The organism is Caulobacter sp. FV1ye6ST (genome assembly GCF_058681225.1).
Genome location: NZ_CM178733.1, coordinates 1,102,358 through 1,114,204, shown reverse-complemented (window position 1 = coordinate 1,114,204; position 11,847 = coordinate 1,102,358). Strand labels below are relative to the sequence as shown.

General features: G+C 67.1%; 10 protein-coding genes. 2 read left to right on the top strand and 8 right to left on the bottom strand.

Annotation, left to right across the window (positions count from 1 at the left end; all coding sequences use genetic code 11):
• Positions 1–14 precede the first annotated feature (14 nt).
• Both ACW175_RS05460 and ACW175_RS05455 read right to left on the bottom strand, forming a co-directional pair.
• Complete coding sequence (locus ACW175_RS05460) at positions 15–176, bottom strand: hypothetical protein (protein WP_492103610.1); 162 nt, start codon at positions 174–176, stop codon at positions 15–17.
• Positions 177–285: 109 nt separating this feature from the next.
• The gene (locus tag ACW175_RS05455; RefSeq protein WP_492103609.1) at positions 286–924 is read right to left on the bottom strand and encodes a hypothetical protein; all 639 of its coding nucleotides are present in this window, start codon (positions 922–924) and stop codon (positions 286–288) included.
• A 238-nt stretch (positions 925–1,162) separates the two neighbouring features.
• On the opposite strand from ACW175_RS05455, the gene uvrA reads away from it, so the two are divergent.
• Positions 1,163–4,072 (top strand): excinuclease ABC subunit UvrA, encoded by a 2,910-nt coding sequence (gene uvrA / locus ACW175_RS05450; protein ID WP_492103608.1) that lies wholly within the window; start codon positions 1,163–1,165, stop codon positions 4,070–4,072.
• A gap of 97 nt (positions 4,073–4,169) precedes the next feature.
• Here the strand turns inward: uvrA and ACW175_RS05445 are convergent, their stop codons facing one another.
• The 4 genes from ACW175_RS05445 to ACW175_RS05430 form a co-directional block, all read right to left on the bottom strand.
• On the bottom strand, positions 4,170–5,078 hold the full coding sequence (locus tag ACW175_RS05445) for a hypothetical protein (protein ID WP_492103607.1): 909 nt from the start codon (positions 5,076–5,078) through the stop codon (positions 4,170–4,172).
• Between the two features lie 223 nt (positions 5,079–5,301).
• Entirely contained in the window at positions 5,302–6,189 is an 888-nt protein-coding gene (locus ACW175_RS05440) for a hypothetical protein (RefSeq protein ID WP_492103606.1), read from the bottom strand.
• A complete protein-coding gene (locus ACW175_RS05435; protein WP_492103605.1) occupies positions 6,190–6,951 on the bottom strand; it encodes a hypothetical protein in 762 nt (253 codons plus the stop codon).
• Positions 6,952–7,071: 120 nt separating this feature from the next.
• Entirely contained in the window at positions 7,072–8,019 is a 948-nt protein-coding gene (locus ACW175_RS05430) for a hypothetical protein (protein WP_492103604.1), read from the bottom strand.
• Between the two features lie 210 nt (positions 8,020–8,229).
• On the opposite strand from ACW175_RS05430, the gene trmFO reads away from it, so the two are divergent.
• Entirely contained in the window at positions 8,230–9,657 is a 1,428-nt protein-coding gene (gene trmFO / locus ACW175_RS05425) for a methylenetetrahydrofolate--tRNA-(uracil(54)-C(5))-methyltransferase (FADH(2)-oxidizing) TrmFO (RefSeq protein ID WP_492103603.1), read from the top strand.
• Here the strand turns inward: trmFO and ACW175_RS05420 are convergent.
• Both ACW175_RS05420 and ACW175_RS05415 read right to left on the bottom strand, forming a co-directional pair.
• Complete coding sequence (locus tag ACW175_RS05420; RefSeq protein WP_492103602.1) at positions 9,563–10,408, bottom strand: DUF1365 domain-containing protein; 846 nt, start codon at positions 10,406–10,408, stop codon at positions 9,563–9,565. The two genes, trmFO and ACW175_RS05420, sit on opposite strands and share 95 nt — an antisense overlap.
• On the bottom strand, positions 10,405–11,724 hold the full coding sequence (locus tag ACW175_RS05415; protein ID WP_492103601.1) for an NAD(P)/FAD-dependent oxidoreductase: 1,320 nt from the start codon (positions 11,722–11,724) through the stop codon (positions 10,405–10,407). The genes ACW175_RS05420 and ACW175_RS05415 overlap by 4 nt, the downstream gene beginning before the upstream one ends.
• Positions 11,725–11,847 lie beyond the last annotated feature (123 nt).

The following is an 11,847-nucleotide window of genomic DNA, read 5'->3' as shown; positions in this document are numbered from 1 at the left end:
GTGAGCGGGGATCTCTAGGTGGGCGCCATCTCGCGCAGCACCCAGATGAGCGAGCCGATCCCGCCGCAGAAGACCATCATGTCGATGATGATCGAGCGCGGCTTCGGCGCCTTCAGCGCGTCGAACGCCTCCTGCTTGGCATCCTGCTTAGTGCTTCCGGCCTCTTTCTTGGCCATGGCTCGTTCCTTTGTAGGGTCGAGCTTCAGCCCGAGCCTGGGCGTTAAATCATGCGTGGACTGAAGAACCCGCTTCCAAACAGGGTTGAGGGATTCCCAACGGCGCCGCTCAGAAGCATCCGCCCTCGCGCAACGACGGCATGGGCGGCGGGTCCGCACCGGGCTGGGTCCGGATGCCTCGATAGGTGCGGCAGCGTTCCTGGCGGCGGGTCTGATTGTTCTCGAACTTCGGCTCCGGCCGCCAGACCTTACGCCCGTCGATCGGACCGATGAACGCGCTGGGCGGCTTGAGCGCGCCGCCATAACAGCGCTCCTTCTCCTCCGGGGTCATGTGCTCGTTGCCGAGCCCCCCGCACGCACGGTGGTAACGGCCCCAGCCATAGTCCGGATTGCCCTCGGTCAGGCGCCATTGCTCGACCGCCTTCGGATCGACCGTCCAGGTGTGCTCGATCGCGGGCGACGCGACGGCGGGCGGTCCGGTGGGTTGCGCTGATGCTCCGTCGGGAACGGCGGATGGCGCGGCCGCCCGCGCGGGAGCCGCCGACGAGGCCGACACCGCCCGCGCGCCTACTGGCCAGTATCGCGGCCTCTGCCGCTCGAACCGTTCCAGATTCACGACGAATACCGGTTGCTCTTCGACGACCGGCGCCGGCTCCTCGACCAACACCAGGGCGGCCATGATCAGGCCGTTGATCAGGACACCGCCCGACACGGCGATCCAGCGTCGCCCTCCCAGCCTCCGACTCATTCACCACCTCTGGTTAAGCTGAGCAGCAGCACGCGCGCCGCTGGCGCCGTTTTCGAGGCGGTGGCGTGTTGAATCAGCGCCATCAAAGAGTCGGCCTGCTGACATCCGCTGTCAGCAGAAGCGCGCCCTCGCGTGCGCGACATTTGTTCGCATGTTGTTCTTGTGTTAATTCGCGCGTCGAGCCCTACATATAGCCGCTGCGCCGCGACCAATGTCGCGGCCCAACGTTCCGGAAAACATGGCTGAGCAACTGAACTTCATCCGCGTTCGCGGCGCCCGTGAGCACAATCTGAAGAACGTCAGCGTCGACATCCCGCGCGGCGAACTGGTCGTGCTGACCGGCTTGTCGGGCTCGGGCAAGTCGTCCCTGGCCTTCGACACGATCTATGCCGAGGGCCAGCGCCGCTATGTGGAAAGCCTGTCGGCCTATGCCCGTCAGTTCCTGGAGCTGATGAGCAAGCCCGACGTCGACCTGATCGAGGGCCTGTCGCCGGCGATCTCGATCGAGCAGAAGACCACCAGTCGCAACCCGCGCTCGACCGTCGGCACGGTGACCGAGATCCACGACTACATGCGCCTGTTGTGGGCGCGGGTCGGGGTCCCCTACTCGCCCGCCACCGGCCTGCCGATCGAGAGCCAGACCATCAGCCAGATGGTCGACAAGATCACCGCCCTGCCCGAAGGCACGCGTCTCTACCTGCTGGCCCCCGTCGTCCGCGACCGCAAGGGCGAATACCGGAAAGAGATCGCCGAGTGGCAGAAGGCCGGCTTCCAGCGCCTGAAGATCGACGGCGAATACTATCCGATCGAGGACGCCCCGGTCCTCGACAAGAAGTTCAAGCACGACATCGACGTGGTCGTGGACCGCGTCGTGACCAAGCCCGACATGGAGCAGCGCCTGGCCGACTCCATCGAGCAGGCCCTGCGTCTGGCTGACGGCCTGGCCGTCGCCGAGTTCGCCACGATCGAGGAAGGCGAGAAGGAGCCGCGGCGCATCCTGTTCTCGGAACGCTTCGCCTGTCCGGTCAGCGGCTTCACGATCGCCGAGATCGAGCCGCGCCTGTTCTCGTTCAACAATCCGGCGGGCGCCTGCCCGGTCTGCGACGGCCTGGGCGCGAAGCTGGCCTTCGACGCCGACCTGGTGATCCCCGACAAAGACAAGAGCCTGCACAAGGGCGCCGTGGCGCCGTGGGCGAAAGGACCTTCTCCGCTCTACACCCAGACCCTGCAGGCCCTGGCGCGCCACTACGGCTTCTCGATGGACGAGGCCTGGTACAAGCTGTCGCCCGACGCGCGCGACGTGGTGCTGAACGGGTCCAAGGGGACCAAGATCAAGTTCATCTACGACGACAACGCCCGCAAGTACGAGGTCGAGAAGCCCTTCGAAGGCGTGCTGCCGAATCTGGAGCGCCGCTGGCGCGAGACGGACTCGTCGTGGGTTCGGGAAGAACTGGGCCGCTACCAGTCAGACACCCCCTGCGAGACCTGCCACGGCAAGCGCCTGAAGCCCGAAGCCCTGGCCGTCAAGATCGACGCCATGGACATCGCCGAGGTCTCGATGCTGGCCATCCGCCCGGCCCGCGACTGGTTCGCGAGCCTGGAAGGCAAGCTTACCGACAAGAAAATGGAGATCGCCCGGCGGATCCTGAAGGAGATCAATGACCGCCTGCGGTTCCTGGTCGATGTCGGCCTCGACTACCTGAACCTGTCGCGCGGCTCGGGCACCCTGTCGGGCGGCGAGAGCCAGCGCATCCGCCTGGCCAGCCAGATCGGCTCGGGCCTGACCGGCGTGCTGTACGTGCTGGACGAGCCGTCGATCGGCCTGCACCAGCGAGACAACACCCGTCTGCTGACCTCGCTGCAGGGCCTGCGGGACCTCGGCAATTCGGTGCTGGTCGTCGAGCACGACGAGGAGGCCATCCTCACCGCCGACTACGTGATCGACATGGGTCCGGCCGCCGGCGTCCACGGCGGCGAAATCATCGCCGAGGGCAAGCCGGCCGACATCATGGCCAACCCCAAGAGCATCACCGGCCAGTACCTGACCGGCGCGCGCGAGATCGAGGTCCCCGAACAGCGCCGGCCGATCAACAAGAAGAAGGTGCTGAAGGTCATCGGCGCCACCGGCAACAATCTGAAGAACGTCACGGCCGAGATCCCCGTGGGGACCTTCACCTGCATCACCGGCGTGTCGGGGGGCGGCAAGTCGACCTTCACGATCGAGACCCTGTACAAGGCCGCCGCGCGCCGCCTGAACAACGCCAGCGACGCCCCCGCCCCGCACGAGCGGATCGAGGGCCTGGAGCAGTTCGACAAGGTCATCGACATCGACCAATCGCCGATCGGCCGCACCCCGCGCTCGAACCCGGCGACCTATACCGGCGCCTTCGGTCCGATCCGCGACTGGTTCGCCGGCCTGCCCGAGAGCAAGGCGCGCGGCTACGGCCCGGGCCGTTTCTCGTTCAACGTCAAGGGCGGCCGCTGCGAGGCCTGCCAGGGCGACGGCGTCATCAAGATCGAGATGCACTTCCTGCCCGACGTCTACGTCACCTGCGATATCTGCAAGGGCAAGCGCTACAACCGCGAGACCCTGGACGTGCTGTTCAAGGGCAAGACGATCGCCGACGTCCTCGACATGACCGTCGAGGAGGCCGCTGACTTCTTCAAGGCCGTGCCGCCGATCCGCGACAAGATGGAGACCCTCAAGCGCGTGGGCCTCAGCTACATCAAGGTCGGCCAGCAGGCCACGACCCTGTCGGGCGGCGAGGCCCAGCGCGTGAAGCTGTCCAAGGAGCTGTCGCGCCGGGCCACCGGCCGGACGCTGTACATCCTCGACGAGCCGACCACCGGCCTGCACTTCGAGGACACCAAGAAGCTGCTCGAGGTGCTGCACGAGCTGGCCGACCAAGGCAACACCGTGGTCGTCATCGAGCATAACCTGGACGTGGTGAAGACCGCCGACTGGCTGATCGACTTCGGTCCCGAAGGCGGCGACGGCGGCGGCGAGATCGTCGCTACCGGTTCGCCCCAGGACGTGGCCAAGGTCGAGGCGAGCTGGACCGGCCGCTACCTCAAGGAACTGCTGGATCGCCACGAGGACCGCCGCAAGGCGCGGGTGGCGGAACTGAAAAAGGCCAAGCGGGCGTAAGGGGCGCAGCGGCCCGAAAAGTGGGGACCGGTTTTCGGATAGAGCCTATGCCCAAGAAAGACGAAGGCCCCGGAGAGTGATCTCCGGGGTCTTTGTCTTACCAGCCGCCGTTGGTGTCGGCGCCGGCCCGGCGGTCCTTGAGTTCGCGGTAGATGCTCGGCGCGGGGCCGAAGACGATCAGGGTCGTCAGGACGGTGATCAGGCCCGCGAACAGCGTCTGGACGATGCCGGCCGGGGTAAAGTAGGCCTTCAGAGAGGTCGTGTCGGCGCGCAGCATCTTGCCGGTGGCGGCCAGGTCGCCCGAGGCGATCAGGCCGACGGCCGAGACGATCGTCCAGATCAGCAGCACCACGATGACGCTCATCACCGCCGCCAGCAGATAGGCGCCCAGCAGCGGCCAGAAGAGCCCCTTGGTCTCCGGCAACGATCGGAACAAGGTGATCTTGCCGGTGTCGAAGGTGACCGACGAGGCGAACGACAGGCGCACGGCCAGATAGATCATGGCGCAGAACGCGCCGACGAAGGTCAGCAGGCCCAGGAACGCGCCCGTTGGCCCGCCCATCGCGCCGAGGAAGCCGGCCAGCAGCGAGCCGAAGAACATCACACCCATAATAACCAGGCTCAGCAGCAGCCACACGGCGCCCTGGCGCAGTTCCTGTGCGCCCAGACGAACATAGGCCATCCCGCTGTCGTTGTGACGCAGCACCAGACGGTTCAAGGCCGCGAAGACCACCCCGTTCAGGATCAGGCTGTAAGGCAGCGACCACAACGTCAGCGGCGCCAGACTCGACAGGTGGCGGGCGAAGGTTTCCGGGTCCGGCGTGCTTGTGTCGGCCAGGTAGTCCGCGAAGGCCTGCATCTGCACGCCGAAGAAGCGGATCGCCAGCACATTGGAGATCAGCGACAGCACCGTCATGCCGAGCGTCCAGACGGCGACGGTCTTCAGATTCTCCCGCACGAGCCGGAAACCGGAGAAGGCCACATCGGAGGCGGAGAACTTGGACATGTCGTGCTCATCGAGGAATGGACGGCCCCAAGGCTAAACAGGTTCGCGCCGGTTCGACAGGGCGGAGACGGCTTTATTCGCCTGGGCTTGCGACGCCGCGGCGGACGCCGAGCATGCGCGAGCTAAAGAGCTTTCCGACGAAGTGAGCACCGGCTCGTCGTCAGAAAATGCGTCAAAACAAAAACTGGAGCATTTCACCGATCCAATTGGGTCGAAAAATGCTCTAGTCGTGCAGGCCCGCGTCGATCTCGTCCTGGTTCAGTTGAGCGAAGGCCCTGGCCGGCGCGGCGACCAGGATCACGGTCTGCAGGGTCAGGAAGACCGGCGCCAGCAGCAGGTTGGCCAGCAGCACCAGGATGAGGCGCGGGTGACTGGCCACTACGTCGCCGCCGCTCAGCGGATCGACACCGCCGCCGACGACATTGCCGATGATGCTGGAGATCGTCGCGCCGATGATCGAGACCAAGGCCGACAGGACGATGGCCAGGACGTACATGCCCAGCAGGCGGAGGAACTGGCCGTGGGTCTGGACCCAGGCCTCGCGGATGTCGATGTGATGATGCGAGAAGGCGTGCGGCCCCAGCAGGGACAGACGCACGGCCACCCAGAGGGACAGGCCGATCACCGCCAGGGCGCCCAGGGTGGCGAACCAACCCGCCGCCGCGCCCGACAGCAGCGAAGCGCCCAGCACCACGGCGCCGGACGGGATCACCGTGACGCCCAGGGCCGCGGCCCAGGTGATCAGCGAGACGACCAGCAACTGCAGCTCTTCCTTGCCCAGCCGCAGATAGGCGAAGCGGTCGTTCCGGGGGTCGACCACCGAGCGGATGATCGCCGCTTGCAGCACCGAAGCCAGGAACAGGGCCACGGCGATCAGGATCACCATCACGCCGCCCAGGTGGGTGATCAGGTCGAGGATCTCGCGCGGGTCGGCCGAGCCGGCGCGCCCGGCCAGGGCCGCCCGGCCTTCCTCGCCCAGCACGATCTTGGCGAACAGCCCCAGGATCGGCAGCATGACCAGCGAGAAGATCGCCCAGGCCAACACCGCCAACGGCTTACGCCGCATGGTCTGGAGGCCTTCAAGCGCGGCGTCGACGGGGCGAACAGACATCTAGGCGTCCTGCGTGACCGCGCTCGCGCGGTAGAAATGGGCCAGCGAACCGGCCCAGGCCGGCATGGCGTAGAAATAGGAACCCGCCGCCAGGATCGCCGCCACGATCAGTCCCTGGCCAGGCGCGAGGGTCAGCAGAGCGCTGAGCGCGAAAAGCGGGATGGCGATTACCAGACCGACGACGAACAGCATCGGCACGCGGCCCTTGGTCAGCGGAAAGGCGCTCAACACCCGCACGCCCGACTGCTCGACCGTGGCCGGCGCCGCCAGCGACAGGCGCAGGCTCAGCCAGATCAGGATGGCCAGGCTGCCCAGCGGGGCCACGATGAGGATGAAGCCGGCAGGACCCGCGCTGGCGAACGCGCCCTTCCAACCGGCGATCGTACCGGGGTCGAAATTCGGCGCGGCGGTGCGGGCCACGCCCATGGCGACGCCGCCGACGATGATCATCAGGATCGCGCCGATCAGGCACAGCAGGGCCAGGGCCATCAGCTCGGCGGCCAGCAGTCGCCACTCGTCACGACCCCAGCGCAGACCCTTCAGCCCCCTCTCGCGACCGAACGCGCGCCGGAACAGCGCGCCCTGGGCGATGACAATGGGCAAAAGCGCGCCGATGATCTTCAGGCCCGGCGGCAGGACATCGGCCGCGACGCTGACCACCGCGGCGACGGCCAGGGCCGCCCAGCAGTCGCGCACGGCGCTGGTCACATCGGAAAGGCCCGCGCGCAAGGTCGCGCCGATCGCCGCCGATCCGTCCGTCATCCGATCAAGTCCCTCTCGCGCGGCGAGTCGCCGTTATCCGCGCAATCTATGGCCTCGTCACGGTTCTGGCGATGGCGTCGCGCGGCCGTGAGCGGATTTCCGGGAGCCGTAGCGCCGCCGCTACGCCAGCGCCTCGGCCTCCTCGCGCAGGCCTTTGTAGGCCACGGCCCATGGCGCGCAGAACACCGTGGTGACGATCGTCGAGAAGACGATCATCAGCGTGCCCACGACGGTGATGGCCGGTCCCAGTTTGCGGACGATCTCCATCGGCGGTTCGCGCACCAGGTCCTGGAGCGCGCCCGGCTGGAACAGCCAGCTCATCGAGCCGCCCAGCGCGAACACTCCGCCGAGCGCCAGGGCGCCGAACAACACCTCGATGCCGATCAGGAAGACCACCAGCAGCAGACCCACGCCCACCAGCTTCCCGACATGGCCCCGCGTGAAGTTCCACGACTCGAACAGTCGGAACTGCCGATGGGCGAAGGTCATGGGCGCGGCCATCGAGAGCTTGATCGCCACCCACAGGATCAGGACCAGCGCCGCCAGGCCGACGACGATGGCGGTTCCGACCGTGGTCGGCGTCGCCTGTCCGCCGGCGCCGACCGAAACGATCGCCACCACGATGATGCCCAGCAGCACGATGATGAAACACGCGATGTAGGCCAGCACGTATTCGACCAGGAACAGCAGAGTCAGCCATCCCTCCTGCGGACCCAGGCGCAGATAGGCCCAGCGCGACTCCTTCGGCTCCAGCACCACGCGGAACACCGCCGAGCAGAACACCGCCCGCACCGCTGTCGACCACAGCCAGATCAGCAGTTGGAACAGCATCATGCTGGACTGGATCCGCATGACCTGAGCGAAGAACTGGGGATCGCTGGGCTCGCCGCCCCGTGCGCCCATCGCCATCATCCTGGCCAGGTCAGGCGCCATCAACCAGGTCAGCAGGTAGAGCGGCGCGGCCAGCGCCACGGCCATGGCCAGCCCCCAGGCCAGCACCGCCAGGGGCTTGCGCCCGATCACACCAAAGCCGGCCGTCGCGGCCTCGCCCACGGAAAAGCTCGCCATGTTCCCACCCATGCTCGCCAGGCGCGAAGGGCCCCGCCCAGTCACGCGACCCTAGAGCGTGGCAGCCGAAAGTGTGAGCGGTTTCGGCGCCTGCCACGCTCTAAATGCTTGAGATAGAGCCTATTTATCCGCCTCTGATGTTTCCATCAGAAACGGACAGGCTCTACCAGCAGGTTTCGCCGAGCGACAGCCGGGGGTATAGGCCCGCCCATGACCACGAATTCTCCTCATCAGCCCGTCCACGTCATCGGCGGCGGCCTCGCCGGCTCCGAAGCCGCCTGGCAGATCGCCCAGAGCGGCGTGCCCGTCATCCTGCACGAGATGCGCAAGGACGACGCGACCGGCAAAGTCATCACGGACGCCCACAACACCGACGGCCTGGCCGAGATGGTCTGCTCCAACTCGTTCCGCTCGGACGACTGGCAGTTCAACGCCGTGGGCCTGCTGCACGCCGAGATGCGCAAGCTGGACAGCCTGATCATGTCCTGCGCCGATCAGCATCAGGTGCCGGCCGGCGGCGCCCTGGCCGTCGACCGCGACAATTTCTCGGCCGAGGTCACCCGCCGCCTGGAGGCCCACCCGCTCGTCACCATCGTCCGTGAAGAGATCGCCGGCCTGCCGCCCGAAGAGTGGGACAACGTCATCGTCGCCACCGGCCCGCTGACTTCGCAGGCTCTGGCCGAGGCTATCCTGGAACTATCGGGCGAAGGCCAGCTGAGCTTCTTCGACGCCATCGCGCCGATCATCCACTTCGAGTCCATCAACATGGACGTCGCCTGGCGCCAGTCTCGTTACGACAAGGAGGGCCCGGGCGGCGACGCGACCGCCTACATCAACCTGCCCATGAACAAGGAGCAGTACGAGGCCTTCATCGACGCCCTGCTGGCGGGTCCGAAGTCCGAGTTCAAGGAGTGGGAGAACGTCCCCTATTTCGACGGCTGCCTGCCGATCGAGGTGATGGCCGAGCGCGGCCGCGAGACCCTGCGCCACGGTCCGATGAAGCCCGTCGGCCTGACCAATCCGCGCGACCCGACGGTCAAGTCGTACGCCATCGTCCAGCTACGCCAGGACAACGCCCTGGGGACCTTGTGGAACATGGTCGGCTTCCAGACCAAGCTGAAGCACGGCGTCCAGGCCGAGACATTCCGGATGATCCCGGGTCTGGAGAACGCCCAGTTCGCCCGCTTGGGCGGCCTGCACCGCAACACCTTCATCAATTCGCCCAAGCTGCTGGACAGGTCGCTGCGCCTGAAGGTCCAGCCGCGCCTGCGCTTCGCCGGCCAGGTCACGGGCGTGGAGGGCTATGTCGAGAGCGCCGCCATGGGCCTGCTGACCGGCCGCTTCGCCGCCGCCGACCGAAAGGGCGCGCCGATCGACGCTCCGCCGCCGACCACCGCGCTGGGTGCTCTGGTCGAGCACATCACCGGCGGCCACCTGGAGGCCGGCACTGGCCCCGGCAGCTTCCAGCCGATGAACATCAACTACGGCCTGCTGCCGCCGCTCGAAGCCCCGAAGGTAGACGAGGACGGCAAGAAGATCCCGCTCAAGGAGCGCGGCCGTGCAAAGAAGCGGCTGATGAGCCTGCGCGCGCTGAAGGATCTGGACGCGTGGGCGGAGGCGGCGAAGCCGGCCGCCTGAGGCCCCGGGTGGCGCGATCCCGCGGGAAGATCCTGAAGCCTTTCAGAACGAGCTTCAGCGCTTCCCAATGGATCGCCGCCAGGATTCCGGCCACCTGCCAGGGATGGCTGGCGAGCGCCGTCCAGATCGCGGCGTCGGTGAGGTCTCGCCGTTCGCCCGAAAAGGTCGCGGCCAGCACCAGGCCCTCCTCGTCCAGCACGTCGACGCCGATGTGGACGCTGTCGCCGGGCGGCGCGATCTCGAAGCCGTAGCGCAGGTCCATCGGCAGGAAGGGCGAGACGTAGAACGCCTTGCCCGCGTCCTGCTCGATCCAGCCGCCGACGGTCCGGCGCACCGGCAGCACATAGTCGTGGCGCTGGCCGAAGGTGTTGCGCACGGCGTGGACCGTGGCGACCGGCTTCCCCTCCGCGTCGTGGCAAAAGAACACGCTCAGCGGATTGAAGCCCTTGCCCAGGATGCGCGGCATGGCCAGCACGCTGATCCGCGCGCCCTCCGGCGCCAGGCCCCGCGCCGCCAGCTTGGCCAGGACGGTGTCCTTCAGCAACGTCTCGGACTCGTCAAGGTGGTCACGATCATGGAAGCCGATCAGGTTCCAGCGCCCGCGCGAAAACCGCTTCAGCGACCGGTCCAGCACGTCGATCTCGTCGAGATCCAGCAGCAGCATGAACACTCGGTAGTTCAGCCGATGGCGCTTGGGCCGCATGCGCTCGTGGACGACATGGCCGCTGTACAGCGCCGAGCGGACGGTCATGCAACCAGCTCCGGCTCAACCTCGACCGCCGGCGACTCAAGGAAGATGCGCCCCGACGGGTTCGCGGTCCGCCACGGACGATCCACGCCGCCCAGCTGCTCGGCGACGGCGAGGCCCGCCTGCAGGCCGTCCTCGTGGAAGCCCGAGCCGAAATAGGCGCCGCAGAACCAGGTCCGGCGGCGGCCTTGCAGCGACCACAGCCGACGCTGGGCCAGCATGGCCGGGCTGTCGAACAACGGATGCTCATAGACCTGATCGTGCAACAGCCCGCCCGGCGTCTCGTCCGGATTCAGCGACAGGAACACCGGCGCCTCGCCGATCGGCTGCAGGCGGTTCATCCAGTAGGTCACCCCGCCGTCCTCGCCACGTCGGCCGACATGGTTCCAGCTGGCCCAGGCGGCGCGGCGGCGCGGCATCTGGGCGACGTCGGTGTGAAGCACCGCCCGGTTGCGACTATAGCGGAAGGCGCCCAGAAGTTCGCGCTCCTCGGCCGTCGGCGCGGCCAGCATCCGCAGCGCCTGGTCGGCGTGGGAGGCGATGACCACCTGGTCGTAGATCCGGGTCTGACCGGCCGCATCCTCGATCGAAACCCGGTCCGCCTGACGATGGATCGCCCTCACGGGCCTCCCCGTGAGGATGTCGCCCGAAATCCCGGCGGCCAGTTTCTCCACATAGCGGGCGCTGCCGCCGGCCACGGTGCGCCAGATCGGCCGCTTGTCGACCGGCAGCATCAGGCCGTGATTGTCGAAGAACCGCAGCAGGGCGGCGGCCGGAAACTCGCGGATATCGCTCATCGAGGTCGACCAGATCGCGGCCGCCTGGGGTAGCAGGTGGTCTTCTTGGAACGCACGCCCGAAACCCTGCTGGCGCAGATATTCGTCGAGCCGGCACAGGCCGCCGCTCTCCAGATCCGGCGGAATGCGTCGGCCCTCGCGATAGAACCGCATGACGTCCAGCAGCATTTTCAGGAAGCGCGGGTTCAGGGCGTTCCTCTTCTGGGCCAGGATGTTGGTGCTGGAATATTCCAGCGCTCCGTTGTCCAGAGATACGCCGAACGACATGTCGGTCGCCGCCGTCTCCACACCCAGATGCTGGAACAGCGCCGTCAGGTTCGGATAGTTCGGCTCGTTGTAGACGATGAAGCCGGTGTCGATCGCCGTCCCGTCCACGCGCACGGTGTGGGCGTGACCGCCGAGCCGGTCATCGGCCTCGTACAGCGTCACGTCGTGGCCGCGCGACAAAAGCCAGGCGGCGGATAGTCCCGAGATCCCGGCGCCGATCACGGCGACGGACAGACGAGGTGCGACGGTGGCCAAGGCGGTCTCCCAACAGCGTCGGAGCGACGCCTCGGGAACAGCTACGGGTCATCGCGACAAACGGACGCATCCGATCCGCCGCTCCGCGCGTAACTATCCCCGAAACAGGCAAGAGGACGGCCC